The sequence below is a fragment of the Streptomyces sp. NPDC090077 genome, assembly GCF_044747545.1.
Classification (GTDB): Bacteria; Actinomycetota; Actinomycetes; order Streptomycetales; family Streptomycetaceae; genus Streptomyces.
On the sequence record NZ_JBIVEG010000008.1, the window covers coordinates 66,177 to 92,632 of the forward strand.

At 74.6% G+C, this 26,456-nt stretch carries 21 protein-coding genes; 12 read left to right on the forward strand and 9 right to left on the reverse strand.

From position 1 onward, the window contains the following. Positions 1-25: 25 nt before the first annotated feature. Positions 26-1,525: a fatty acyl-CoA synthetase gene (locus tag ACIPW5_RS15920; RefSeq protein WP_401244998.1), complete on the forward strand. Its 1,500-nt coding sequence runs from the start codon at positions 26-28 to the stop codon at positions 1,523-1,525. A 15-nt stretch (positions 1,526-1,540) separates the two neighbouring features. On the opposite strand, the gene ACIPW5_RS15925 is transcribed toward ACIPW5_RS15920, so the two are convergent. Together ACIPW5_RS15925 and paaK are read right to left on the reverse strand one after the other, a co-directional pair. Beyond that, the gene (locus tag ACIPW5_RS15925; protein WP_401245000.1) at positions 1,541-2,401 is read right to left on the reverse strand and encodes a YhjD/YihY/BrkB family envelope integrity protein; all 861 of its coding nucleotides are present in this window, start codon (positions 2,399-2,401) and stop codon (positions 1,541-1,543) included. Between the two features lie 100 nt (positions 2,402-2,501). Next, positions 2,502-3,827 (reverse strand): phenylacetate--CoA ligase PaaK, encoded by a 1,326-nt coding sequence (gene paaK, locus ACIPW5_RS15930; protein ID WP_401245002.1) that lies wholly within the window; start codon positions 3,825-3,827, stop codon positions 2,502-2,504. Between the two features lie 140 nt (positions 3,828-3,967). Here paaK and ACIPW5_RS15935 point away from each other — a divergent pair, with 140 nt between their 5' ends. Then, positions 3,968-4,822: an alpha/beta fold hydrolase gene (locus tag ACIPW5_RS15935; RefSeq protein ID WP_401245004.1), complete on the forward strand. Its 855-nt coding sequence runs from the start codon at positions 3,968-3,970 to the stop codon at positions 4,820-4,822. Positions 4,823-5,025: 203 nt separating this feature from the next. On the opposite strand, the gene ACIPW5_RS15940 is transcribed toward ACIPW5_RS15935, so the two are convergent. Continuing rightward, positions 5,026-6,663 carry an acyl-CoA synthetase gene (locus ACIPW5_RS15940; protein WP_401245006.1) on the reverse strand — a complete coding sequence of 546 codons (1,638 nt, stop codon included), beginning with the start codon at positions 6,661-6,663 and terminating at the stop codon, positions 5,026-5,028. A gap of 174 nt (positions 6,664-6,837) precedes the next feature. On the opposite strand from ACIPW5_RS15940, the gene ACIPW5_RS15945 reads away from it, so the two are divergent. From ACIPW5_RS15945 to ACIPW5_RS15980, 8 genes are all read left to right on the forward strand, one after another. Next, the gene (locus ACIPW5_RS15945; RefSeq protein ID WP_401245008.1) at positions 6,838-7,638 is read left to right on the forward strand and encodes a crotonase/enoyl-CoA hydratase family protein; all 801 of its coding nucleotides are present in this window, start codon (positions 6,838-6,840) and stop codon (positions 7,636-7,638) included. Positions 7,639-8,703: 1,065 nt separating this feature from the next. Further along, positions 8,704-9,672 (forward strand): Zn-ribbon domain-containing OB-fold protein, encoded by a 969-nt coding sequence (locus ACIPW5_RS15950; RefSeq protein ID WP_401245010.1) that lies wholly within the window; start codon positions 8,704-8,706, stop codon positions 9,670-9,672. Next, positions 9,669-10,730: a thiolase domain-containing protein gene (locus ACIPW5_RS15955; protein ID WP_401245012.1), complete on the forward strand. Its 1,062-nt coding sequence runs from the start codon at positions 9,669-9,671 to the stop codon at positions 10,728-10,730. Before ACIPW5_RS15950 ends, ACIPW5_RS15955 begins: the two co-directional genes overlap by 4 nt. Further along, positions 10,727-11,920 (forward strand): thiolase domain-containing protein, encoded by a 1,194-nt coding sequence (locus ACIPW5_RS15960; RefSeq protein WP_401245014.1) that lies wholly within the window; start codon positions 10,727-10,729, stop codon positions 11,918-11,920. The genes ACIPW5_RS15955 and ACIPW5_RS15960 overlap by 4 nt, the downstream gene beginning before the upstream one ends. Positions 11,921-12,044: 124 nt before the next feature. Then, the gene (locus ACIPW5_RS15965; RefSeq protein WP_401245016.1) at positions 12,045-12,284 is read left to right on the forward strand and encodes a DUF397 domain-containing protein; all 240 of its coding nucleotides are present in this window, start codon (positions 12,045-12,047) and stop codon (positions 12,282-12,284) included. A gap of 146 nt (positions 12,285-12,430) precedes the next feature. Next, positions 12,431-12,892: a hypothetical protein gene (locus tag ACIPW5_RS15970; protein WP_401245018.1), complete on the forward strand. Its 462-nt coding sequence runs from the start codon at positions 12,431-12,433 to the stop codon at positions 12,890-12,892. A gap of 365 nt (positions 12,893-13,257) precedes the next feature. Next, positions 13,258-15,933: an ATP-binding protein gene (locus ACIPW5_RS15975; protein ID WP_401245020.1), complete on the forward strand. Its 2,676-nt coding sequence runs from the start codon at positions 13,258-13,260 to the stop codon at positions 15,931-15,933. A 34-nt stretch (positions 15,934-15,967) separates the two neighbouring features. Continuing rightward, positions 15,968-16,801 (forward strand): maleylpyruvate isomerase family mycothiol-dependent enzyme, encoded by an 834-nt coding sequence (locus ACIPW5_RS15980; protein WP_401245022.1) that lies wholly within the window; start codon positions 15,968-15,970, stop codon positions 16,799-16,801. Positions 16,802-16,814: 13 nt separating this feature from the next. On the opposite strand, the gene ACIPW5_RS15985 is transcribed toward ACIPW5_RS15980, so the two are convergent. From ACIPW5_RS15985 to ACIPW5_RS16000, 4 genes are read right to left on the reverse strand one after another with little or no spacing between them, the layout of a single operon-like run. Further along, complete coding sequence (locus ACIPW5_RS15985; protein ID WP_401245023.1) at positions 16,815-18,236, reverse strand: pyridine nucleotide-disulfide oxidoreductase; 1,422 nt, start codon at positions 18,234-18,236, stop codon at positions 16,815-16,817. After that, positions 18,233-19,429 (reverse strand): MAB_1171c family putative transporter, encoded by a 1,197-nt coding sequence (locus tag ACIPW5_RS15990; protein ID WP_401245025.1) that lies wholly within the window; start codon positions 19,427-19,429, stop codon positions 18,233-18,235. The genes ACIPW5_RS15985 and ACIPW5_RS15990 overlap by 4 nt, the downstream gene beginning before the upstream one ends. 2 nt (positions 19,430-19,431) lie before the next feature. Beyond that, positions 19,432-19,962: a toxin-antitoxin system, toxin component gene (locus ACIPW5_RS15995; protein ID WP_401245348.1), complete on the reverse strand. Its 531-nt coding sequence runs from the start codon at positions 19,960-19,962 to the stop codon at positions 19,432-19,434. 14 nt (positions 19,963-19,976) lie between these two features. Beyond that, positions 19,977-20,588 carry a hypothetical protein gene (locus ACIPW5_RS16000; RefSeq protein ID WP_401245027.1) on the reverse strand — a complete coding sequence of 204 codons (612 nt, stop codon included), beginning with the start codon at positions 20,586-20,588 and terminating at the stop codon, positions 19,977-19,979. Between the two features lie 448 nt (positions 20,589-21,036). Here ACIPW5_RS16000 and ACIPW5_RS16005 point away from each other — a divergent pair, with 448 nt between their 5' ends. Then, on the forward strand, positions 21,037-21,534 hold the full coding sequence (locus ACIPW5_RS16005) for a hypothetical protein (RefSeq protein ID WP_401245028.1): 498 nt from the start codon (positions 21,037-21,039) through the stop codon (positions 21,532-21,534). A 38-nt stretch (positions 21,535-21,572) separates the two neighbouring features. Here the strand turns inward: ACIPW5_RS16005 and kstD are convergent, their stop codons facing one another. Together kstD and ACIPW5_RS16015 are read right to left on the reverse strand one after the other, a co-directional pair. Next, complete coding sequence (gene kstD / locus ACIPW5_RS16010; RefSeq protein ID WP_401245030.1) at positions 21,573-23,390, reverse strand: 3-oxosteroid 1-dehydrogenase; 1,818 nt, start codon at positions 23,388-23,390, stop codon at positions 21,573-21,575. 200 nt (positions 23,391-23,590) lie between these two features. Next, complete coding sequence (locus ACIPW5_RS16015) at positions 23,591-24,715, reverse strand: aminoglycoside phosphotransferase family protein (RefSeq protein WP_401245032.1); 1,125 nt, start codon at positions 24,713-24,715, stop codon at positions 23,591-23,593. 231 nt (positions 24,716-24,946) lie between these two features. Here ACIPW5_RS16015 and ACIPW5_RS16020 point away from each other — a divergent pair, with 231 nt between their 5' ends. Further along, complete coding sequence (locus tag ACIPW5_RS16020) at positions 24,947-26,440, forward strand: hypothetical protein (RefSeq protein ID WP_401245034.1); 1,494 nt, start codon at positions 24,947-24,949, stop codon at positions 26,438-26,440. The last annotated feature ends 16 nt before the right edge of the window (positions 26,441-26,456 follow it).

Genomic DNA, 26,456 nt, shown 5'->3' on the forward strand with positions numbered 1-26,456 from the left:
GCGGGGCGGGGCGAGGATCGCGGCCATGACGGCAGTGCGGCACCAGACGGTCGACGGGCTCGTACGGGACAGCGCGCGGCGGGTACCCGACCGGGTCGCCCTGCGCTACCGGGAGCGGAGCTGGACGTACGGGGAACTCGACGCGGCCGTCTCCACCGGCGCCGCCGTGCTGCGGCAGCGGTACGGGCTGGCCGCGGGCGACCGGGTGGCGGCCTTCGCCCACAACTCCGACGCCTACCTCATCGCCTTCCTCGCCTGCGCCCGGGCCGGGCTCACCCACGTCCCGGTCAACCAGAACCTCACCGGCGAGGACCTCGCGCACATCCTCGACGACTGCGCCGGCGCCCTGGTCCTCGCCGACCCGGACCTGATCGCGCGGGTCCCCGCGGGACGGCCCGTACGGGCGCTGCGCGACGCGCCGGGTTCCTTCCTGTCGGAGCTGGCCGGGCCGCTGGCCTACGAGCCCGCAGGGGATCCGGACGCCGTGGTGCAGCTGCTCTACACCTCGGGCACCACGGCCCTGCCCAAGGGCGCGATGATGACCCACCGGGCGCTGGCGCACGAGTACGAGAGCGCGATCGAGGCCCTGGACCTGGGGGAGGCCGACCGGCCGCTGCACTCGCTGCCGCTCTACCACTCGGCGCAGATGCACGTCTTCCTGCTGCCCTACCTGGCGGTCGGCGCGTCCAACACGGTCCTGGACGCGCCGGTCGCCGAGGAGGTCTTCGACCTGGTGGAGGCCGGCCGGGCGGACAGCCTCTTCGCGCCGCCCACGGTGTGGATCGCGCTGGCCAACCACCCGGAGTTCGGGCGGCGTGAGCTCGGCGCCCTGCGCAAGGCGTACTACGGGGCCTCGGTGATGCCCGTTCCGGTCCTGGAACGGCTGCGGGCCCGGCTCCCGGGGCTGGGCTTCTACAACTGCTTCGGGCAGAGCGAGATCGGTCCGCTGGCCACCGTCCTGGGGCCCGCGGAGCACGAGGGGCGGATGGACTCCTGCGGGCGGCCCGTGCGGCACGTGGAGGCCCGGGTCGTGGACGAGGCGGGCGCGGACGTGCCCGACGGCACCGCGGGCGAGGTCGTCTACCGGTCCCCGCAGCTCTGCCTGGGCTACTGGAACGACCCCGAGGCCACCCGGAAGGCCTTCCGGGACGGCTGGTTCCGCTCCGGCGACCTCGCGGTACGGGATGCCGACGGGTACTTCACCGTGGTCGACCGGGTGAAGGACGTCATCAACTCGGGCGGGGTGCTCGTCGCCTCCCGGCAGGTGGAGGACGTGCTGTACACCCATCCGGGGGTGGCCGAGACGGCCGTCGTCGGACTGCCCGACGAGCGGTGGATCGAGGCCGTCACGGCGGTGGTCGTGCCCCGCGGGGAGGTCACCGAGGCGGAGCTGATGGCCCACGCCCGGGAGCGGCTCGCCCACTTCAAGGCGCCCAAGCGGGTGCTGTTCGTGGACGCCCTGCCGCGCAATGCCAGCGGCAAGATCCTCAAGCGGGAACTCCGCGACCGGTTCGGCACCGGCTGAGGCACCGCCGGCCGGTCACCCCGGCCCCGGACCGCCGGCATGCCCGTGCCCGGGTGCGGGCGGCAGGACCCCGCCGGCACGCAGCCGGCGCAGCGTCAGGTGCTCGTGGACGAGGCGGCCGACCATGGCCCCGCCGTAGACCACGAAGCCGACGCCGACGAGCCAGGACTGGACGACCAGCAGCGTTCCGAAGGGGCCGTACGTGACGGCGTTCGAGGCGATCAGCGGGGAGAACACCAGCTGCGAGAAGACCCGCAGGCCCAGCAGCCCGAGGCTCGTCGCCACCGCGCCGGGCAGCAGCGCCCGCCAGCGGACCCGGCCGCCCAGCAGGAGCCGCCCGGAGCTCCAGAAGAACAGGCAGGTGCCGACGGTGTCGCTGACGGTGCCCACCACGGTCCCGGCCACGCTGTCGGACGGGGCGGGGATCCACACCAGCAGCCCGAGGTAGCAGACCAGCAGGGCCAGCCACACGACGTGCCGCCACATGGTGTGCCAACGGGCCGTGGGGAGGTCCCAGACCTTCTCGTAGCCGGTCTGCACGGCGGAGCCGAAGGTCAGTCCGAACACCGCGAGGGCCGCGAGGCCGAAGGCGGTGGTCCGCTCCAGCGCCACGTCCGCCGCCCCGAACAGCATCTCGACCCGGGCCCGGGAGGACGCCGTCACCCCGAGGGCCTGCCCCAGCCAGCGGCCGAAGTTGGAGCCGCTGCCCGGAGCGGCCGCCGCCACGACGACGAGCAGCGGCACCAGGGTGAGGAAGCCGAGGGCGGCGAAGCCCATGGCCCGGTGCATCAGCTCGATCTCCCGGCCGCGGCTCCAGGCCAGCCCGGCCGGGGAGCCCAGGAGCCGGTCGTGGAGGCGCCGGAGGGTCGAGGTCACACCTGGTGCCCTACCCGGACGCGGTCGGCCGCTCCCGGAACGGGCCCCGAAATGAGCCCGAACGGGTGGTTTCGGCCGCCCGCCGGTGTACCGGGGCCGCTCAGGAGGAGCGCGGTTCCCGCGGGTCCCTCACCCGCTTGATCTTGCCGACCGAGCGTTCCAGGCTCTCCGGCTCCACCACCTCGACGGCGACGGACACCCCCACGGACTCCTTGACCGCCCGCACCAGCTCGGCGGCCGCCGCCCGCCGCCTGTCGTCACCGGCCTCCCGGCGCGCCTCCACCCGTACGGTGAGGGCGTCGAGCCGGCCCTCCCGGGTCAGCCGCAGCTGGAAGTGCGGGGCGAGGCCCTCGATGCGCAGGAGCATCTCCTCGATCTGGGTCGGGTAGAGGTTCACCCCGCGCAGGATGATCATGTCGTCGCTGCGGCCGGTCACCTTCTCCATCCGGCGGAAGGCCGGCCGGGCCGTCCCCGGGAGCAGCCGCGTCAGGTCCCGGGTGCGGTAGCGGACCACCGGCATGGCCTCCTTGGTGAGGGAGGTGAACACCAGTTCTCCGGGCTCCCCGTCCGGCAGTACCGCCCCGGTCAGCGGATCGACGACCTCGGGGTAGAAGTGGTCCTCCCAGATGTGCAGGCCGTCCTTGTGGGAGGCGAACTCCTGGGCGACGCCCGGTCCGATCACCTCGGACAGGCCGTATATGTCCACGGCGTCGATGTCCAGCCGGTCCTCGATCTCCCGGCGCATCTCCTCGGTCCAGGGCTCGGCGCCGAAGATCCCGGTGCGCAGCGAGGTGCTGCGCGGGTCGATGCCCTGGCGCTCCATCTCGTCCAGCAGGGTGAGCATGTAGGAGGGGGTCACCATGATGACCTCGGGGCGGAAGTCCTGGATCAGCCGGACCTGGCGGTCCGTCATGCCCCCGGAGGCCGGGACCACCGTGCACCCCAGCCGCTCCGCCCCGTAGTGGGCGCCCAGGCCACCGGTGAACAGGCCGTACCCGTACGCGACGTGCACGATGTGCCCGGGGCGGGCGCCGGCCGCGCGCAGCGACCGGGCCACGACGTCGGCCCAGGTGGCCAGGTCCCCGTCGGTGTAGCCCACCACCGTGGGGCGGCCCGTGGTGCCGCTGGAGGCGTGGATGCGGCGGACGTCCGCGCGCGGTACGGCGAACATGCCGAAGGGGTACTGGTCCCGCAGGTCCGCCTTGGTGGTGAGCGGGAACAGGGACAGGTCGGCCAGCGAGCGGCAGTCGTCGGGATGGACGCCCGCCTTGTCGAACGCCTGCCGGTAGAAGGCCACCCGGTCGTAGGCCCGGTGCAGGGTCGCCCGCAGCCGTTTCAGCTGGAGCGCCGCCAGCTCGTCGCGGCTCAGCCGCTCGCCTTCGTCCTGGAGGTCCCCGAGGTCTTCGAGACCCGCACGCGCCGTCATTGCCGTCACCTCATCGCCATCGTCATCGTCGCCGAGAGTCGTACCGCCAAAGGCCAACCGAACGTTCATTCGGTAGATTGCCGGACCCTGCCGGGGAAATCAATGACTCGAACGAGTGATCGTCTGATCTGATGGCCCACATGCCTGTATTCACCACCTATGACGGAACCGAACTCGCCTACCGCGTCGAGGGCGAGGGCGAACCGCTCGTCTGCCTCCCCGGCGGCGCGATGCGGGCCTCCCGGTACCTGGGCGACCTCGGCGGGCTCTCCGCCGGCCGCCGCCTCATCCTCCTCGACCTGCGCGGCACCGGCGACTCCGCGACGCCGTCCGACGGTTCCACGTACCGCGTCGACCACCAGGTCGCCGACGTCGAGGCGCTCCGCCTGCACCTGGGCCTGGACCGCATGGACGTGCTGGCCCACTCCGCCGCCGGCAACCTCGCCCTGCTGTACGCCGCCGCGCACCCCGAGCGGGTGCGCCGCCTGGTCCTCGTGACCCCGACGGCCTGGGCCGTGGACCTCGCGCCGACCCCGCAGGAGAGCCTGGAGGCGGTCCGGGTCCGGGCGGGCCGGGAACCGTACGACACGGCCATCGCCGCCTACGAGCGGATGTGGGCGGCCGGTGCCGACCCCTCTCCGGAGGACCGGCGCCGGGCCATGGTCCTCGCCTACGGCCGCTGGGACGAGCGGGCCCGCGCCCACCTCGCCGCGAGCGACGGCGAACGCAACCAGGCCGCCGCGGCCGTCTTCGCCGGCCCCGGGGCCTTCGACCCGCCCGCCACGCGCGCGGCCCTCCGCCGGTTCGACGGCGACGCGCTGGTCCTGGCGGGGGAGTTCGACGGCTACCCCACCGCCGCCGTCGCCGCCGCACTCGCCGCCCTCCTGCCGCACGGCACCGCCGACGTCCAGCGGGGCGCGGCCCACTTCCCGTGGCTCGACGACGCCGGATGGTTCGCGGCCCGGGTGGAACGCTTCCTGGCCGCCGGGGCCTGACCCCCGCCGGCACGCGGCGCACGGCTAGGTCGTCTCTTTCGGATCTTGCCGGTTAAGCCCGCGTCGTCCGGTGCCGTGCATCGGCGCGTTGGCGGGGCGCCCTTGTACTGGACGTACTCGGGTGCTCCGCCAACGCGGCGAGGTGCGGTGCCGGGCGGCGCGGGTCAGGCATGATCCGGAAGAGACGACCTAGCCGGTACCGGCTAGCCGGCCGTCCCCGCGTCGGCCTCCGTCGCCACCGCCTTCGCCCAGCGGTAGTCCGCCTTGCCGCTCGGGGAGCGCTGCACCGCGGGCGTGATCACCAGCTGGCGCGGGATCTTGTAGCCGGCCAGCCGCGTCCGGCAGTGGCGCTGGATCTCCTCCAGCGTCGGCTCCGGCGCCCCCTCCCGCACCTGCACCACCGCTGCCACGTGGCTGCCCCACGTCGCGTCCGGGACGCCCGCCACCAGGGCGTCGTACACGTCCGGATGGGACTTCAGGGCCTGCTCCACCTCCTCCGGGTAGACCTTCTCCCCGCCGGTGTTGATGCACTGCGAGCCGCGTCCCAGCACGGTGACGATGCCCTCCTCGTCGACCGTCGCCATGTCGCCGAGCAGCACCCAGCGTTCGGCGCCCTTGCGGAAGAAGGTCTCCGCCGTCTTCACCGGGTCGTTGTAGTAGCCGAGCGGTACGTGCCCGCGCTGTGCGAGGCGGCCCGGAACGCCGACCGGCACGGGCTCGTGCGTCACCGGATCCACCACCTGCGTACGGTCGTTGACCTGGAGGCGGAACCCCTTCTGCGGTCCCGAGTCGTCCGTCGCCCTGCCGTTGGAACCGGACTCGGACGAGCCGAAGTTGTTCAGCAGCAGCACGTTCGGGACCAGCCGCTGGAACTCCGCGCGGACGGTCTCCGACATGATCGCCCCGGAGGAGGAGACGCTGAACAGCGAGGACAGGTCCGTCCCCCTGAGCGGTCCGTTCAGGGCGTCGATCAGCGGCCGCAGCATCGCGTCGCCGACCAGCGACACGCTCGACACCTTCTCCTTCTCTATGGTGCGCAGCACCTCCTCGGGCGCGTACTTGCGGTGGATCACCACCCGCTGGCCGTAGTTGAAGGCGATGAACGAGGTGAGGGTGGAGGTCCCGTGCATCAGCGGGGGCGCGGGGAAGAAGGTGAGCCCCGCACCGCGCGCCGCGACCCGCTCGGCCAGTTCCTCCGGCCGCTTCACCGGCTCGCCCGACGGCTCCCCGCCGAACAGCCCCGCGAAGAACAGGTCCTCGGCCCGCCACATGACGCCCTTGGGCATCCCGGTCGTGCCGCCGGTGTAGATGATGAACAGGTCGTCGGGGCTGCGCCGGGGGAAGCCGCGCTCCGGGGAGCCGGCCGCCTCGGCGTCCTCGTACGCGACCGGCGGGACCGCCGGCTCCGGCGCGTCGGCGGGCGCCCCTCCCACCCGGACGAGGTGGCGCAGCTTCGTCGTCTGCGGCAGCGCCGCCGCCACCCGCCCGGTGAACTCGCCCTCGAAGACGAGCGCGGCGAGGTCGGCGTCGTTGTAGAGGTAGACCAGCTCCTCCTCCACGTACCGGTAGTTGACGTTCACCGGCACCAGGCGGGCCTTGAGGCAGGCCAGTACCGTCTGCAGGTATTCGATCCCGTTGTAGAGGTGCAGCCCCACGTGCTCGCCGGGCCGCAGGCCGCTGTCCAGCAGGTGGTGCCCGACGCGGTTCGCGGCCGCGTCCAGTTCCGCGTACGTCAGGCGGCGTTCGGCGCCGGTCCCGGGGTGGTCGACGTACACCAGCGCCTCGCGGTCCGGGACCACGTCCACGACCGATTCGAACAGGTCGGCAAGGTTGTACTCCACCGTTCCTCCTGACCCGAAAGTGCTCACGGCTGGGCTGCTCGGCGGTCATTAGAGCGCCGCCCGGTCCAAGTGGGAAGGGAGCACGCCAAGAAATCTGACTGGGTGTCAGAAAACTATTGAACTGCACCCGGCCCTCCTGCAACCTGTTCTAGGTCTTGAGACGGGAGGACGGCAATGGGTGGGACGGAACACCTGACGGTGGAACGCCGCGGCGCCACGCTGGTGCTCACCATGAACAGGCCGGAGGCGAAGAACGCGCTCTCGCTTCCCCTGCTCGTGGGCCTGTACGACGGCTGGCTGGAGGCCGACGCGGACGACACGGTGCGCTCCGTGGTCCTGACGGGCGCGGGCGGCGACTTCTGCGCCGGCATGGACCTCAAGGCGCTGGCCGGCGGGGGCATGGCGGGGGAGCAGTACCGGGACCGCCTCAAGGCCGATCCCGACCTGCACTGGAAGGCGATGCTCCGCCACCACCGGCCGCGCAAGCCGGTGATCGCGGCGGTCGAGGGCCACTGCGTCGCGGGCGGCACCGAGATCCTCCAGGGCACCGATATCCGGGTCGCGGGCGCCGGGGCCACGTTCGGGCTGTTCGAGGTCAGGCGGGGCCTGTTCCCGATCGGCGGCTCCACGGTCCGGCTGCCCCGGCAGGTCCCGCGGACGCACGCGCTGGAGATGCTGCTGACGGGGCGTCCGTACTCGGCCGAGGAGGCGGCGCGGATCGGGCTCGTGGGGCGGGTGGTGCCGGACGGGACGGCCCTTGACGCGGCGCTGGAAACGGCGGAGCTGATCAACGCGTGCGGGCCGCTGGCCGTGGAGGCGGTGAAGGCCTCGGTGTACGAGGCCGCCGAGCTGACGGAGACGGAGGGCCTGGCGGCCGAACTCGTGCGGGGCTGGCCGGTCTTCGAGACGGCCGACGCGAAGGAGGGGGCGCGGGCCTTCGCGGAGAAACGGCCGCCGGTCTACCGCCGAGCCTAGGCGCTGGCCGCGCGTGTCACCGGACCCCCTCGGGCCCGCCCCCGCCCCGGGCCTGCGGCCCGGTCCGGCGTCGGGCCTGCGGCCCGAGCCCGCCCCGGGCCCTGCCCCGGCCCTGCGGGCCGGTCGCCGGGTCGGGGGCCAGCCCCCGGGGGGCTGCGGCGCCCGCCCCCGGACTTGCGGCCCGGACCTGCGTCGGGCCTGCGGCCCAGGTCCAGGGGTGGGCCGTCGGCCCGGCCTGGGGCTGCGGCCTGGGTTCCGTACCGGACCTGCGCCCGGCCCACGGGACTGGGCCTGCGCCTGGCCCGCAGGGCCGGGCCTGTGCCTGGCCAACGGGACTGGGCCTGTGCCTGGCCCACGGGACTGGGCCTGCGCCTGGCCCGCAGGACCAGGCCTGCGCCGAGCCGACGGGGCCGGGCCTGCACCTGGCCCGCGGGGCCGCGCCTGCACCGGGCCGACGGGACCGGGCCTGTGCCCGGGCCGGGCCTTGCCCCGGGCTTGTGGGCCTGCCGCAGGCACCGTCTGCTTCCGGTCCGTGGACGTCGGCCCGGGGTCCGGACCCCGGGCCGCGGTCCGGTCTCGGCACCGGGACGCACCGCAGGTGCGTGGCCCGCGGCCTCCTCCCGGCCCGCAGTCGGCGCCGGACCTGCCGTCCGGCCAGGACCGGTGGTCCGGGGCGGCAGCCACCTCACCGGTGCGAACGGGACCGTTGGCGTCGGAGCCCGCCGCACGGCCCGGTGGCCGGTCGGCCACCGTCGGCCGCACCAAGCGGACCGGCAGTCGGCGGACCGGCGCGAACAGTCCGGTGCTTGCCGGAGCGGGCCGCACGGCCCGGCAGCCGGCGGCCATCGGTCCGCACCGAGCGGCCCGGCGGCCATCGGCCCGCACCCAGCGGGTCGGCGGCCGGCGGCCAGGCGGCTGCCGGACCGGTGTGGACGGCACGGCCGGAGTCGGGCCGTGCCGAGCGGTCCGGTGGACACCGGACATCGCCCGTACGGTTCGCCGGCCCGCCGGGCCGGTGGAGTGCGGGTGGCGAGACAGATCCCCCCGAGCATCGGAGAGACAACCATGACAGCCGCGTCCCCGCCCGAGGTGCTGCGTGCGCCCCTCGTCGTCGAGTTCCCCTTCACCCGGTCCCTCGGGCCCGTGCAGAGCGCCTTCCTCACCGGGCTCCGGGAGGGCGTCGTGCTCGGCGTCAGGGCCTCCGACGGGCGGGTCGTGGTGCCGCCCGCCGAGTACGACCCCGTCACCGCCGAGGAGGTCCGCGAGCTCGTCGAGGTCGCCCCCACCGGCACCGTCACCACCTGGGCCTGGAACGCCGAGCCCCGCCCCCAGCAGCCCCTCGGCACCCCCTTCGCCTGGGTCCTCGTCCGGCTCGACGGCGCCGACACCGCGATCCTGCACGCCCTCGACGCCCCCGGCCCGGACGCCGTGTCCACCGGGATGCGGGTCCGCGTCCGCTGGGCCGCCCCCGCCGAGCGCACCGGGGCCATCACCGACATCGCCTGCTTCGAGCCCCACGACGGGGACGGACCCGACGGCGGGCCCGCCCCGCACGACGGGGTGTTCGACGACCCCGTCACCGGCATCGTCGCCGAGGCCCGCCTCGACTACACCTACAGCCCCGGCCGCGCCCAGACCGCCTACATCAACGCGCTCTCCGAGCGGCGCACCGTAGGCGAGCGCTGCCCCTCCTGCCACAAGGTGTACGTCCCCCCGCGCGGCGCGTGCCCCACCTGCGGCGTGGCCACCACCGACCGCGTCGAGGTGGGCCCGGCCGGCACCGTCACCACCTTCTGCATCGTCAACATCAAGGCGCGCAACCTCGACATCGAGGTGCCCTACGTCTACGCCCACATCGCCCTCGACGGCGCCGGCCTCGCCCTCCACGGCCGGATCGGCGGCATCCCGTACGACCAGGTCCGCATGGGCCTGCGCGTCGAACCGGTGTGGACCGACGGCGGCCGCTACCCCGACCACTACCGCCCCACCGGCGAGCCGGACGCGGACTACGACGCGTACAAGGAGCTGCTGTGACGACCCGATACGCGCGCGAGGTGGCCGTCGTCGCCTTCGCCCAGAGCGACCACCTGCGCCGCACCGACGAGCTCAGCGAAGTCGAGATGGTGATGCCCGTCCTCCACCAGGTGCTGGCCGCCACCGGACTCAAGGCGGGGGAGATCGGCTTCACCTGCTCCGGCTCCAGCGACTACCTCGCCGGCCGGGCCTTCTCCTTCACCATGACCCTCGACGGGGTCGGCGCCTGGCCGCCGATCTCCGAGTCGCACGTCGAGATGGACGGCGCCTGGGCGCTCTACGAGGCCTGGGTCAAGATCCAGACCGGCGAGGCGGACACCGCGCTCGTCTACTCGTACGGGAAGTCCTCGCCCGGATCCGTACGCGACGTCCTCACCCGCCAGCTCGACCCGTACTACCTCGCCCCCCTGTGGCCCGACTCGGTGGCCCTGGCCGCCCTCCAGGCACAGGCGCTGATCGACGCGGGGGAGACCGACGAGGCCGCGCTCGCCGCGATCGGCGCCCGCAGCAGGGCCTCCGCCGCGGCCAACCCGCACGCCCAGCTCCGCGGCCCCGTCCCCCAGGGCGGCTACCAGGTCCGGCCGCTGCGCACGGGCGACTGCCCGCCCATCGGGGACGGCGCGGCCGCCGTCGTCCTGGCCGCGGGCGACACCGCCCGGCGGCTGTGCGAACGGCCCGCCTGGATCACCGGCATCGACCACCGCATCGAGGCGCACGGCCTCGGCCTGCGCGACCTGACGGACTCCCCGTCCACCCGGACCGCCGCCGAGCGCGCCGGGGTCTTCGACGCCCCCGTCGACACGGCGGAACTGCACGCGCCGTTCTCCTCCCAGGAGGTCGTCCTGCGCAAGGCGCTCGGCCTCGGCGAGGCAGTGGCCGTCAACCCCTCGGGCGGGGCGCTCGCCGCCAACCCGATGATGGCCGCCGGCCTGATCCGGATCGGCGAGGCGGCCGCCCGGATCCACCGCGGCGAGTCCCACCGGGCCGTCGCGCACGCCACCTCCGGCCCCTGCCTCCAGCAGAACCTGGTCGCCGTCCTGGAAGGGGACCGCGCATGAACGCCTCCGGTACACCGGCCGCACCGGGCAAGGAGCCCGTGGCCGTCGTCGGGATCGGCCAGACCAAGCACGTCGCCGCCCGGCACGACGTCTCCATCGCCGGCCTGGTCCGCGAGGCCGCCGTCCGCGCCCTCGCCGACGCGGAGCTGACCTGGGCGGACATCGACGCGGTCGTCATCGGCAAGGCCCCCGACTTCTTCGAGGGCGTGATGATGCCGGAGCTCTACCTGGCGGACGCCCTCGGCGCGGTCGGCAAACCGATGCTCCGCGTCCACACCGCCGGATCGGTCGGCGGGTCCACCGCCCTCGTCGCCGCCAACCTGGTCGCGGCCCGGGTCCACCGCACCGTGCTGACCCTGGCCTTCGAGAAGCAGTCCGAGTCCAACGCCATGTGGGGGCTCTCGCTGCCCGTCCCCTTCCAGCAGCCGCTGCTGGCGGGCGCGGGCGGCTTCTTCGCCCCGCACGTGCGCGCGTACATGCGGCGCACCGGCGCCCCCGACGCCGTGGGCTCGCTCGTCGCGTACAAGGACCGGCGCAACGCGCTGAAGAACCCGTACGCACACCTGCACGAGCACGACATCACCCTGGAGAAGGTCCGGTCCTCGCCGATGCTCTGGGACCCGATCCGCTACTCCGAGACCTGCCCGTCCTCGGACGGCGCCTGCGCGATGGTCCTCACCGACCGTGCGGGCGCGGCCCGTTCGCCGAAACCGCCGGCCTGGGTGCACGGCGGGGCGATGCGCAGCGAGCCGACGCTCTTCGCGGGCAAGGACTTCGTCTCGCCGCAGGCCGGGAAGGACTGCGCGGCCGACGTCTACCGGCAGGCCGGGATCACCGACCCGCGCCGGGAGATCGACGCGGTCGAGATGTACGTGCCGTTCTCCTGGTACGAGCCGATGTGGCTGGAGAACCTGGGCTTCGCGCAGGAGGGCGAGGGCTGGAAGCTCACCGAGGCGGGGGTGACCGAACTGGACGGAGACCTGCCCGTGAACCCCTCCGGCGGGGTGCTGTCCACCAACCCGATCGGGGCCTCGGGCATGATCCGCTTCGCCGAGGCGGCCCTCCAGGTCCGCGGCCTGGCCGGGGAGCACCAGGTCCCGGGGGCCCGCCGGGCGCTGGGGCACGCGTACGGGGGCGGCGCGCAGTTCTTCGCCATGTGGCTGGTGGGCGCGGAGCCGCCGAGCACCTGACCGGTGCGGGGCGGCGGGGTGCCGGACCGGCTCCGGGGGTGACGCGCCGTGGCCTGTGCGGCACCCGCCGCGATCGCTACCCTGGGCCCCCGGACGACGTACCCGTACCGGGAGGAGCACGCACGTGGCCGAGAGCACGACTCCGAAGCCGTTCGCCGGCTGGGACAAGCCCGAGCTCGATCTCAGCGCGGCCGACTGGCGGTCGAGCAGCCGGGGCGTGGGCGACGCCCAGATCGCCTTCGTGGAGGGGTTCATCGCGATGCGCAACGGCGAGCGCCCCGACGGCCCCTCGCTGGTCTTCGCGCCGCGCGAGTGGCGCCAGTTCGTCCTGGGCACGCGGGGCGGCCGCTTCGGCCCGAACTGAACCGGCCGGGCGGCCCGGGGCGGGCCGGGCCGGGCCGAGGTGGCCGGGCCGGGGCAACAGGGTTGCCGCCCGGGCCGGCACGGGCCCGGGCCGTCGCCGGGGAAATCCGGTGGCGGCCGCCGCCGGCCCGTCCTACCGTCGCCCCGGTGGACATCTCCTTCCGGAAGCTGCCGGGAAACCAGCACGAGATCACGGTCACCGGCCGCCGCGGCCCCGACGTACGGCTGCCCGCACAGCCCACCGGCCCGACCGTCCCGCACGACCTCGCCCACGCCGCCGTCGAGGAGGCGCTCGGCATCACCGACGGCTTCTGGGGCGCGATGGCGGCCGGTGCCACCTTCCAGGGCTTCGAGCCCACCGGGCCGAGCCGCCACCGCAGGTCGGGCCTCAAGGTGCTGCGCCGCGGCGGCGACGCCGTGATGGCGGCGGAGATGGCCGTCAACTGGGCCTACCGCGCCTGGTCCGGACTGCCCGTCACGGGCCGCGGCGTGGGTCGGCCCCCGCTCGGCGAAGCCGAACTGGAGCGGGCCCGCACCGCCCTCGACGCGGCCTCGGCCCGCTGGACGGAGCTCCCGGAGGGCGCCGCCCTCACCTGGAGGTGGCGCTGACGGCAGACCCCGCCCCTGCGGCGGCGGTGCGTCGGCAACGGGCGACTCCCCGCGGCCCGGCCGCCGGGGACGCCGTGCGCGCACCAACCCGCCGTCGGCACCCGGCCGGCGCCGCCGATCCCCGCCCCACCGGGGAACGCGTCCGCCGCACGGTGCGCCGCCGGGCCGGCCTGCGTCGCCGCCGATCCCCGCCCCGCCGGGCCGGCGGGCGGCAACGCCGCGGCGGACACCCGGCCCGCCCCGGCCCGGACCAGGCGTCCCACCGGCCCGAAAACAGAAGATCGGATTGTTTCCCGATTGTGGGATCCATCGGCCCGTGCGCGGGCGTACGCTGATCTCCCGAGCCGGCCTGGGGGGTACGAGCCATGACGGAACGCCGGACCCGCACACGGCGCACGCTCTTCGAACGCGAAGCCGAACTCCTCGCCGTGGACGAGGCGCTGGACCGGCTCACCGGATCCGGCCCCGACAGCGGCGGCGGCCTCCTCGCCCTCTCGGGCCCGGCCGGCCTCGGCAAGACCACCCTGCTCGCCGAAGTGCGCCGCCGCGCCCTCGCCCGCTCCTGCACCCTGCTCGCCGCCCGCGGCGGCGAACAGGAGCAGACCCAGCCCTTCCACGTCGCCCGGCAGCTCATCCAGCCCCAGCTGGCCGGCCGCCCCGAGGCCGAACTCCGCGCCGCGCTCGGCAGCTGGTACGCCATCGTCGGGCCCGCGCTCGGCCTGTGCGCCCCCGCCCAGGGAGCCCCGCCCGACCCGCAGGGCCTGCGCGACGGCCTCGACTGGGTCCTGACCCACCTCACCGTCCAGCGGCCCCCCGTCGTCCTCGTCCTGGACGACGCCCACTGGGCCGACCCGGAATCCCTCGGCTGGCTCGCCGGCTTCGCCCCGCGCGCCGAACACCTCCCCCTGCTCCTCGTCACCGCCTACCGCCCCGACGAACTCCCCGCGGACGCCGAGGCCTTCCGCACGCTGCCCGGCCGCGCCGGACAGCGCCCCCTCGTCCTCGCCCCGCTCAGCGCGGACGCCGTCTCCACCCTGGTCCGCGAGAGCGTCGGCGCGCACGCCGAGGACGCCTTCTGCCGCGAGGCCTGGGCCGTGACCACCGGGAACCCCTTCGAGGCCGTCGAACTCACCGCCAAGGTCCGCGCCAAGGGCCTCGACCCCGTCGAGGCCAGCGCCCCGCTGCTCGCCGACCTCGTCGCCGCCCAGCGCGGCAGCGGACTCGTCGCCCGCCTGCACAGCCTCGGCCCCTCCACCGTCCGCTTCGCCTGGGCCTGCGCCGTCCTCGGCACCGCCATCCCGCGGCGCATCGCCGCCCGCGTCGCGGTCCTCGGCGCGGAGGAGGCAGCCGACGCCACCGGCCGGCTCCGCGACGCCCGCATCCTCTCCGCCCCGACGGCGGAGGCCGCACCCGGCGAAGACGAGGGCGCCGGGCTGGAGTTCGTCCACCCGCTCATCGCCACCGCCATATACCGGGCCATCCCCGACGCCCTGCGCGTCGCCCTGCACGGCAAGGCCGCCGCGGCCGTCGTCGACGCCGGCCTCGGCTCCTCCGCCGCCGCCCGCCACCTGCTGGAGACCCGGCCCGAGAACGACCCGTGGGTGGTGCGCACCCTGCGCGAGGCCGCCGCCGAGAACCTCCGGGCCGGCGCCCCCGAAGCCGCCCGCCGCCAGCTCGCCCGCGCCCTCGAAGAACCCCCGGACTTCGACGAACGCGCCGCCGTCCTCTACGAACTGGGCTGCGCCTCCCTGCTCACCGAACCCGCCAACACCGTCAACCACCTGCGCGCCGCCCTCGCCGAACCCTTCGACGACCCCGCGCTGCGCCAGGGCATCGTCATACGCCTCGCCCAGGTCCTCGCCCACAGCGACCACCTCGCCGCCGCATCCGAGCTCCTCGGCCGCGAGATCCCGCGCACCCACGACGCCCGCGCCCGGCTGCGGCTGCAGTCCGAGCAGTTCATGTGGGACGCCTTCAACGCCGCCGAAGCCGACTCCCCGGCCCGCTCGCGCCGGCTGGCCCGGCTGGCCGACCGCCTCCCGGGCCGGGACCTCACCGAGCGCTACGTGATCGGACTGCGCGCCTGGGACGCCTGCCTGCAGGGCGAACCCCTCGACGTGGTCCTCCACCACGCCGACCGGGTCCTGCGGGAGCCCTTCAGCTGGGCCCACGAGGACCGCGGCTTCGAGGTCCCCGTGCTCGCCGCCATGGTCCACATGTACGCCGACCGGCCCGGCCGCGCCGAGGAGCTCTTCGAGGAGGGCACCGCCGAGTTCGAACGACAGGGCTGGCACGGCGCCCACCTGTCCTTCGCGTACAGCCTCCGCGCCTACATCCGCTACCGGCGCGGACGGCTCGTCGAGGCCGAGGAACTGGCCCGGGCCGGACTGCGGCTCGCCGAGCGCGTGGGCCGCCGCACGCCCGTGCACTGGTACGCCATCGCCATCCTCCTGACCACCCTCGTCGCCCGCGGCCGCGTCGACGAGGCCTGGGGCCTGGCGCGGGAGCACGAGTACGGGGAGCCCTTCCCCGCCGCCGTGGTCTTCCCCGACTCGCAGACCGTCTACGCGGAACTGCTGCTGGCCGGCGGCGACCGGAAGGCCGCCGCCGCCGAACTGGAGGCCGTCGGGCGGCGCCTGACCCCGCGCGGCATCCAGAACCCGGCCTGGTGCCCCTGGCGGCTGCTGCTGGCCCGTGCCGTCGCGCCCGAGGACCCCGCCAGGGCCCGCGCCCTGACGGCCGAGGCCGTACGCCGCGCCCGTGCCTTCGGCGCGCCCTCCGCCATCGGCCAGGCCCTGCGCGTCGCGGCGGAGGTGGCGGCCCCGCAGGACCGCGCCGGCCTGCTGCGCGAGGCCGTCGCCCTGCTGGAGGACTCCCCGGCCGCCTACGAACTGGCCCGTGCCCTGGCCGCGCTGGGCACCGAACTCCAGGACCCCGGGCTGCTCGCCCGCGCCCACCTCACCAGCCGCGCATGCGGAGCGGGCGCCCTGGAGGCGAGCACGGCCCAGGCCCTGGCGTCGTTCGCCCAGCGCGCAAGCTGAGTCCCCGGGGACACCGGCGGGCAGGGTGGACCCCATGGACCCCATGGACCACCTCACCCGGCTCGACCACTTCCGCAGCGAGGCGGCGGCCTTCGACAAGGCCGTCCGCCGGGCGGCCGACGGCGGGCGGGAGGCACCGCCGGTGCCCTCCTGCCCCGGCTGGTCGGTCGCGGACCTCGTCGGGCACCTCGGCAGCGTCCAGCGCTACCTGGCCCACGTGCTCCGGGAACGGCTCGCCGAGCCCTGCGACCCCACCGACCCGGAGCTCTACGCCCTCCCCGACGACCCGGCGGTACGGGCGGCCTGGCCGCTCCCGGACCGCACCCCGCACCGGGGACCCGTGCCCGAGGAGCTCTTCGACTGGTCGGCGGCGGCCGCCCGGGACCTGATCGCGCTCCTGGCCGAGACGGGCCCGGACGCACCGGTGTGGACCTGGTCGCCCGACGGGGACCGCACCAGCGGCTTCTGGATCCGCATGCAGACCATCGAACAGGCCGTCCACCGCTGGGACGCCGAAGCCACCACGGGGGACCCGGCCCCCTTCGACCCGGCCCTCGCGGCGGACTCCGTGGCCCAGGCCCTCCAGGTCATGGCCCCCGCCCGGCGGGGCATGCGGCCCGCCCCGCCCGGAGCCGGGGAGCGCTACCGCTTCCGCCGCACCGACGGACCCGGCACCTGGACGGTCGCGTTCGAGGGCGACCGGGTCCACCTCGACCCCGACACCACCGCCCCCGTCCACGTCGAGGCGGCGGGCACCGCCTCCGACCTGATGCTGTTCCTCTGGCAGCGGATCCCCGCCGAGGCGCTCCACGCCACCGGTGACACCGCACTCCTGGAGCGCTGGTTCACCCTCGTCCCGCCGGTCTGAGCACCGCCGCCCGCTACCCCCGCAGTGCCGCCACCGCGGCCAGCTCCGCCGGCCCCAGCGGCGGCCCGGTCAGCTGCGCCCGGCCCGGGCCCAGCAGGGCCGCCAGCAACACCGGCGGGGTGAACAGCCGGGTGGCGGGCCGCTCCAGGGTCATCACGTCGGTCACCGCCCGGGCCACCCGCCCGTTGCCGGTGCTCGTGCGCATCAGCCGCCGCACGTACGCCGCGGCGGCCCGCTCCGCCGCCGTCGGGCCGCTCTCGGTGGCGCCGGGGTAGAAGACGTCGTTCCCCGTGGACAGCGCCCACGCGGCGGACACCGGACCGGCGACGGCCCTCTGGGCGCGGGCCGCGAGCCGCCCGTCGGACAGGCCGTACCGGGCGACGGCGGCCCGCAGGGCGAGGGCGCTCTGCGCGGCCACCGACATCCCGTGCCCGTACACCGGGTTGTAGGCGGCGACCGCGTCCCCCAGCACGAGGAACCCCGCGGGCAGCGCGGCCTTTTCGTAGTGGTGCCTGCGGTTGACGGTCGTCCGGGTGAGCACCACGTCCGTCAGCGGCTCCGCCCCGGCGATCAGCTCGCTCACGATCGGGTGCCGCAGCGCCCCGGCGAAGGCCCCGAAGGCCTCCGGGTCCGTGCCCGGCTCGCCGCCGCGCGTCCCGGACAGGGTGACGAGCCAGCGGTCGCCCTCGATCGGGACCAGGGTCGCCGACCGGCCGGGACCGGGCCGGCGGGGGTCGCCCGCCTGGACGTTCACGACGACCGGGAAGGTGTTCCCGAGGTCCTTCGGGGCCCGGAAGATCCGGCTGGCGTAGACGAGCCCGGGGTCGACCGTCCGCACGGCGGCCGCCGGAACGCCGAACTCCGCCAGCCACAGCGGCGTGCGCGAGGCCCGCCCGGAGGCGTCCACCACCAGGTCCGCGTCCAGCACCCGCTCCGCGCCGTCCCGCCCGCGCAGCCGCACCCCGGTGACCTGCCGGGCGCTCCCCGTCAGGCCCAGTACCTCGGTGCGGTCGGCGACGGTGACGTTCGCCAGCCCCGCCACGGCCCGCCGGACGTGCCAGTCGAGCAGGTCCCGGCTGGCGATGAGCACGTAGTGGGACGCGTGCTCCCAGCGGCGGAACCAGCCCTCGGGAGAGAAGCCGACCATGTTCGTGGGCAGCGAGATGCGGTGCGCCCCGTCCCTCCTCAGCGCCGCGACGGTGCCGGGCAGCAGGGAGTCGACGGCCGCGGCCCCGCCGGACCACAGCAGGTGCGCGTGGTGCGCCTGCGGGAGCCCCTTGCGGGGGAGCGGCCCGTCGGGCAGGGCGTCCCGTTCGACCACGAGGACGTCGCCCGAGCCGGCCCCGGCGAGCGCGGCGGCCGTGAGCATGCCGGCCAGGCTGCCCCCGATGACGACCGAGGTGTGCCGGCCGGGGGACCGCGGTGGACTGCTCATGGCCTCACGCTCTCTGGCTGGTCGGCCGGCCCGCACCGGGCGCGGAAGGAGGAGACGGCGGGGGACCGGCGCAGGGCCTTGGCCACCGCGACCAGGTCGGGCGCGTTCGCCGGGCGCGGTACCGGCACCGGGGCCTCCGCCACCCCGGCCTCGGCGCCGCTGCGCAGGGCCGCGACCGCCGCGACCACGGCCACCGCCTCGGCGGTCGCCGCCGCCCGGCCGGGCGCCTCGCCGCGCTCCCGGGCCTCGGCGAGCGCCCGCTCCCGGATCTCCGGGTCCATGTACGGCTGGATCCGCAGCAGCCCGTCGCTGATCTGGGTCCTGCGGTGGACCAGCCGGCGGCTGACGGGCGACCGCCGGGGCAGCCGCATCGTGGCGGTGTCCAGGTCCGCCAGCTCCCGTGTGAACGGGGCCAGACACCGGTAGTGGTAGTAGTCGGTGCAGAGCGCCTGGAGCGCCTGGCCCGCGTGGGGCAGGATGAACCCCAGGGCGATGAACAGGGCGCACACGGAGGCGATGGGCGGGGCCACGTACGTGCTGAGCCAGTCCAGGTCGCGGCCGTTCCAGCGGGCGAAGACCGCCGTCAGCTTCACGGTGTCGTAGCAGAGGTTCAGGATGAAGCCGACGACCAGGAGCACCAGGCCGGCCCGCAGCCAGCCCGTCACCTCCCGCAGCCAGGACCAGGTGACGACGGCGGTGATGGCGCAGGCGGTGGTGTGCGCCCCCAGGTAGAGCACGATGTGCTCGCGCATCCAGGGCGTGTTGGCGTAGTACGTGTCCAGGTCCCGCAGCCGCTCCACCGGCACTTCGGCGAACGCGAAGGTGGTCCACAGGCCGGCCACGACGGCCGCGTAGAAGACGCCGATGGTCCAGGTGGCCCGGCGTACCCGCCGGGGATCGCCGCCCCGCCAGTGGATGATCATGACGAGGCAGGAGGCGCAGAACATCATGAGCAGCGTGTAGACCAGCGGCGCCGCGAAGTTGCTGATGCCCGTCGCGGCGTTCAGCACTACGAGGGTCTTGGGGCGGCCGAGGTAGAAGACGGCCGACGCCAGCAGGAGCAGGCCGCCGACCGAGCGCACGTTGGGGTCGATCCGCCAGAACCGCATCATCACCGGCAGGCGGATCGCGAAGGCGAGGGTGAGGATCACCGCCGGTATGAGGTACGGGATGTAGTACTTGTCCGAGGTCACCGTCAACCGATCGGTCCGCGGTAGCCCAGGGCGTTGCCTATCCGGCCGGCGACGTCGCTGCGGCGGGCGGCCCCCGCCGCCTCGCCGCCCGTCAGCCACGGCCGGCACCGGTCACCGAGCATCAGCCCGAAGGTCTCGGCCTCGATCTCCTGGGCGTCCTCGTAGTGGGACCGCGCGGCCACGCTGGCGTAGGTCAGGTCCGAGGCGTCGGGCAGGGCGCGCGCGGCGTCGGCCGCCCCGCCGCCGTGGCCGGTGCAGTGGCCGGCCTTCATGTGCCACAGCTCGTGCCCGAGGATGACCAGTTGGTGGTCGGGCGTCGTGTACTTCTCCACCACGACGATGTCGTAGTCCGCCATGTTCAGCCACAGGCCCGAGGTGGTCAGCCCGGACGGGAAGCGCTCGAAGCGCAGCACGATCGGGCGGCCGCCGCGGCTGCGGCTCATGGCGTCGCACAGGGCGCGGAAGAGGGTCTGCGGCTCGACCGGGGCCTCCAGGTCGAGCGAGGAGGTCAGTGCGGTGCACAGCTTGCGCATCGAACGGGACAGGTTCACCGGGCCACCTCGGAGGAGAGGATGCCGGTGATCATGCCCAGGAGCAACGTCTCCTGCGTCCGGCTGAGGGCTCTTCCCCGGGTGGAGATGGAGACCAGCCCGTACTGGTTCGTGAGGTCGGCCATCAAGTCGCCCGATCGGTAGTTGAGGGATTCGACCGCGGGCCACAGGGCCCTGTTCACCGCCTGGGCCGGCGTGTCCGTCAGGAAGGTGACGGCACGGCCGAAGAAGGCGGCGAACTCCTCGCAGTGCCGCAGGTGCGGGGGCCTGCCGCCGGACACCAGGTCGCCGACCCACCGGGGGTCCGCGCCGATGGCCGCCGCGATCTCCGTGACCGCGTACGGCTGCCCCTGCGGGTCGCGCGAGACGGCGTACAGGAAGGCCGCGCGACGGCGGACCGTCTCCTCGGCCTCCTCGGGCGCGGGGTCGGCCGGCTCCTCGCCGCGCAGCAGCGCCGCCGTCACTTCCAGGGGGACGCCGGTCCGCTCGGAGAGGGACACGGGGTCGAGGATCTCGTCCACGTCCAGTCCTCTCTCCGCGGCGAGTGCCCGGAGCCGGGCGAGCGTCGTGGCGAGGGCGAGCGGAGGACCGCCAACGGGGCCAGTCATCTGTCTGTGCTCCCATACGTCCGAAGGGCCGATCCGTCTGCGCACCGGGGACGACGGTAGGTCCCCCCGGGCCACAAGATCCCCTGCATCGTGCCGATCGTTGTCTAATCGAAAACGATCGATGACCGGACGCGGGGACGCACAGCAAGATACAGCCAGCGCGGCGGCCTGTGGCGGGAAAGGAGGCCATGACCGCAGCTCATGGCGTCGGCCCGCCGCGCAGGTAAGGACTACCCGGGGGCTCCGCCCCGTACCCGGGGGTCCGGCGGGCCGGGCCGTTCCCCGGCCCGGTCTCCCGGCGCCCCCCGCACCCCTCGCGCCCCTCGTGTCCCGGCCCCCGGCACCTCTCCGGACCCCGCGCCGCTCCCTCCCGCCGCCGCCGTGCCCCGTTGCGCCGGTAGGGAGCCCCCGGCGCCGGAAAACCCGCGCGGCCACGTACCATGGCGGCATGTCCTTCCTCCGCCGCCGCAGCGCCGCCACACCCGCGGGCCCGGACTTCGACGTCCTGGCCATGGACCCCGGTGACTGGCCCGGCAACCTCGGAGCCGGCCTGCTGCCCGCGCCCGACGGCAGCTGCCAGGGCGTCTTCCTCCGCTACGACCTCTTCGGCGGCCGCGGCCCCGCGATGATCATCGGCAACCTCCCCGAGGGCTCCCCGGCGCGGGAGCTCGGCGAGGGCCAGGTCCCCTTCGAGGTGGCCCAGCTCCTCGAAGCCCTGGAGAACGACGAGGAGGTCGAGGTCACCGGGACCGAGGACTGCCCCGTCATGCAGGGCGACAACCTCCTCATCGTCCGCAAGATCAAGCTCTCCGAGGGCCGGATCTCCTGCGTCCAGTTCGACCGCAGCGACAACGTCCTCGTGACGATCGCCAGCTGGGACCGCCCGATCACCGACGACCTCTACGCCCTCCTGAAGCCGCTCCCCGCCGAGCTCTTCCAGGCCTAGCAGGCTCTTCCAGGCCTGGCAGCCGGGCCGGGGGCGCGTCAGGCGCCGTCCGCGATGTCGTTCGCCGCCACGTAGCCGAACGTCATCGCGGGCCCGATCGTCGATCCGGCCCCCGCGTAGCTGTGGCCCATCACCGCCGCGCTCGCGTTGCCCGCCGCCCACAGGCCCCGGATCACCGACCCGTCCTCCCGCAGCGCCCGCGCACGGGCGTCCGTGACGATGCCGCCCTTGGTGCCCAGGTCGCCGGGGACGATCCGGAACGCGTAGAACGGCGGCGCCCAGACCGGCGCCAGGCACGAGTTCGGCAGCACGTTCGGATCCGTGTAGTAGTGGTCGTACGCCGTGTCCCCCCGGTGGAAGTCCACGTCGTTCCCGCTCCAGGCCTGCGCGTTGAAGCGGTTCAGCGTCGCCCGCAGCGCCGCCGCCGGCACCCCGATCTGCCCGGCCAGCGCGTCCCAGGTCCACGCCTTGCGCGCCGCCCCCGACGCGAACCACGCGTCCGGGAGGGGCAGGGTCGGCAGGACGTCCTTGAACAGGTACCTGTTGCGGTAGTTCTGGTCCACGATCAGCCACGCCGGGATGTGCGAACCCGCGGCGCCCCGGTCCTTCTCGTACATCACGTGCACCACGTCGCTGTAGGGCGCGGCCTCGTTCACGAAGCGGGTGCCCGCCCGGTTCACGATCAGACCGCCCGGCAGGGTCCGCTCCGCCAGACAGAAGTACGGCTCCCCGGGCAGCGGGATCGTCGGCCCCCACCAGGCGTCCTCCATCAACGCCAGCGCGGCGCCCGCCCGTTGCCCGGCCCGGATGCCGTCCCCGGTGTTCTCCTTCGCACCCACCGACCACTCGGTCCCGATGGGCTGCTGCTGGTACTGGGCCCGCATCTGCGCGTTGTGCTCGAAGCCGCCCGAGCCGATCACCACACCCCTGCGGGCCCGTACGACACCCCGTACGCCCTCCTTCTCCACCACCACCCCGGTGACCGCCCCGCCCTCCTGGACCAGGTCGACCAGCGGGCTGTTCAGCCACACCGGCACCCCCGCCCGCAGCAGCCCGGCCCGCAGCCCCGCGGCCAGCGACTGGCCCATCGTCAGCGGCTTCTGCCCGAGCAGCGCGGCCTTCGTGCCCCGCGCCAGGCACTCCGCGGACACCGCGAGCCCCCTGGCGGTGACCGCCGCGAGGTTCAGCCACTTGTAGTCCTGGCTGAACACCACCATCCCGGCCGGCACCGGCATGTACGCCGGGTTCAGCCGCGCCAGTTCGGCGCCCAGCACGTTCCCGTCGAGCTGGTCGGGCTCGATGGACCGGCCGTTCGGCAGCCCGCCCGGCAGGTTCGGGTAGTAGTCGCTGTAGCCGTCCATGAACCGGAACCTCAGCGGGCTGTTCGCCATCACGAAGTCCAGCATCCGGGGCCCGTTGTCCAGGAACGCCCGCTGCCGGTCGGCCGGCACCTCCGGTCCCACCACCGCCGACAGGTACGCCGCCGCCTTCTCCGGGGTGTCCGGTACGCCCGCGCCCAGGATCACCGAGTTGTTCGGCAGCCAGATCCCCGCGCCGGAGCGCGCCGCCGAACCGCCGAAGGTCGGGGCCTTCTCCACCACCAGCACGCTCAGCCCCCGCCCGGCGGCGGTCAGGGCGGCCGTCATCCCCGCCGCCCCCGAGCCGACCACGACGACGTCGTACGCCCCGAGCGGGGCCTCGGCGGCCCGGGCGGCCGCACCCGGCAGCACGGCGGCGGCCAGTACCCCGGCCCCCGTCCCGGCGAGGACCGTGCGGCGGGAGGGGAGCGGGGGACCCGGCCGGTCGGGGCTCCCGGTCACGGGCAGGGGTTCGGTCACGGGCGTGGCCTCGGTCATGGCGGGGCTCCAGCGGGGTGGGAGGGCGGGAGGGCGGACTCCGGCACATCTGATGCCGAGTCAGAGAAACTGTTCGCGGGATCATGTGAAGTCAAGTCCCGCGCGCAGACAACCGCCCCGACCCCGGACAGGCCGGATCCCGTGCCCCGCACACTGGGTGTGCGGCACACGGGATCCGTAGGGTCCGTACGGGCCGGCGGTCAGCGGGTGCCGACCGCCGCCCGGACCGCTCTGCGGGCCATCCCCGCGTCATCGTGCAGGCGGCGCAGCAGAAGACGCTGCTCCTCGCCCGAGGAAAGGGCGCCCGCGGGCAGCGGCCGGTCCGGGGCCGACGCCAGCATGGACCGCTGCACCGCCGTCTCGCACATCCGGATCTCCCGCGTCAGCACCAGCATCAGGTTGACCAGGAAGGCGTCCCGGGCCGCCGGGCCGGCCGACTGGGCCAGCCGGCTGATCTGGCCGCGCGCCGCCGGGGCGTCGCCCAGCACCGTCCACAGCGTGGCCAGGTCGTAGCCGGGCAGGTACCAGCCCGCGTGCTCCCAGTCGAGGAGCACCGGGCCGGCCGGGGACAGCAGCAGGTTCGACAGCAGCGCGTCCCCGTGGTTGAACTGCCACTGGATCCCCGAAGGCCGCAGCCCGTGCAGCAGCTTCTGGAGGTCGCCGAAGTCCCGGTCGGTCAGCAGGCCCTGCCCGTGGTCACGCGCGATCCGCCGCGCGTAGTCCACCGGATGCCCGAACAGGTCGGCCGGGGGCCGCCACTGGTTCACCCGGCACACCGCTCCCAGCGCCGCCCGTACGTCGGCCCGCGGCGGCGCCTCCACCGGGTGCCGCTGGAGCGCGGCGACCCGGCCCGCCATCCGCTCCACCACCAGTACGCAGTTCTCCGGGTCCGCGGCGATCAGCCGGGGCACGCGGACCGGCGGGCGGTGTCGGACGAAGGTCCGGTACGTCCCTATTTCGTGCCGGTACCGCTCGCGCCACTCGGGCGATTGGTCCAGTAAAACCTTCGCGACCGCGGTCATCCGTCCGGTCGTCCCCACCAGGAGGACCGACCGGCCGCTGCGCCGCAGGACCTGGACGGGCGCGAACTCCGGACAGATGCGCTGCACCGACGCGAGCGCGGTGCGCAACTGCGCCCCCTGCGGCCCGGACAGGTCGATCCGTCCGCTGAGCTGCTGCGGTGCGCCGGCCGGCATCCGCCGGGCCCGTACGGCGCCCTGCGCCGGGACCGGCGGGCGGCCGGGTTCGAGGTAGGAGCCGCCGCCCGCCTGGAGGGTGCGGTGCTGGCGGACCGGGGCGGACACGGAGGACGTTGCTGCGTACATGGCGTTTACGGTTCCCTTCGTGCGCCGACGAGTGCGTACGCCGCCCCGCCGGATCCCGTACTTCACCCTGGGGAGTTCCGCCGGTGAACCGGGTCGGGGAGGCGCATTCCTACCTGACACCCGCCCGCAGGTGGCGAACCACGGGGCGGCGGGTGGCGAACCCTGGCGAATAGTCGCTGGGCATCTGACGGGCAGCTACTGTCAACTCAGCCGAGAACCTGGGGGCTTGACGTGAGCAAAGGTCCAAACACCCGTCTGAACGACCTGTTCGGCCTGGCCGGCTGGTCGAAGGGCGAACTCGCGAGGATGGTGAACCGGCAGGCGGCCGCCATGGGCCACCACCAGCTGGCCACCGACACCTCGCGGGTGCGGCGCTGGATCGACATGGGGGAGACCCCGCGCGAACCGGTTCCCACGGTACTGGCAGCACTGTTCACCGAGCGGCTCGGTCGTGTCGTGACCATCGAGGACCTCGGGTTCGTACGGCAGCGGCGCACCACCAAGAGGCAGCCGGACGGGGTTCAGGAGAACCCCGACGGAGTGCCCTGGGCGCCCGAACGCACAGCCGCGGTCCTCACCGAATTCACGGGAATGGACCTCATGCTCAACCGTCGCGGCCTGATGGGCGCGGGAGCCGCGCTCACCGCCGGCTCAGCCCTCAGCAACGCCATGTACGACTGGCTGCACACCGAGCCCGCGGGCGCCAAGAACGCGAAGGCCTTCGGAGACCCCTACCAGGCCGATCCCGCGGGCTACGACCGCTACGAGGCCGCACCCATCGGCTCCCAGGAGATCGAGGCCCTGGAGCGCTCCGTCGAGGTCTTCCGGGCCTGGGACGCCTCCAGAGGCGGCGGCCTCCAGCGCAAGGCCGTCGTGGGCCAGCTGAACGAGGTCGGCGGCATGCTGGCCTACCACCACCCCGACCACCTCCAGCGCAGGCTGTGGGGGGTGGCGGCCAACCTGGCGGTGCTGGCGGGCTGGATGTCGCACGACGTGGGCCTCGAACCCACCGCGCAGAAGTACTTCGTCATCGCCGCGCACGCGGCCCGCGAGGGCGGCGACCGGCCGCGCGCCGGCGAGGCGCTCTCCCGCGCCGCCCGCCAGATGGTCCACCTCGGCAAGCCGAACGAGGCCCTGGACCTGATGAAGCTGGCGCAGTCCGGATCCGGCGAGCAGACCCTGCCGCGCACCCGTGCCATGCTGCACACCATCGAGGCCTGGGCGCAGGCCGCCATGGGCAAGGGCCAGGCCATGCGGCGCACCCTGGGCGAGGCGGAGGACCTCTTCGTCTCCGACAAGGGCGACGTACCGCCGCCCTCCTGGATGCAGCACTTCGACGAGGCCGACCTGCACGGCATGCAGGCCCTCGCGTACCGCACCCTCGCCGACCACGACGCCACGGCGGCGCCCATCGCCGCCCGGCACGCGCGGGAGGCGCTGCGGCTGCGCGGCGACGGCTACCAGCGCTCGCAGATCTTCGACTACATCTCCATGGCCTCGGCCTGCTTCATCGCGGACGACCCGGAGCAGGCGGACCGCTACGCCCGGCTCGCCCTGGTCTCGATGAGCGAGACCTCTTCGCACCGGACGTGGGACCGGCTCCGCGAGATGTACCGCCTGACCGGGCAGTACGCCGGCTACGCGGGCATCGAGGACCTGCGCGAGGAGATCAAGCTGGCCCTCCCCAACAGCCCCGCCCCCGTGGCCCGCGGAGCGGAGGTGTAGGCATCCCGGATGTCGC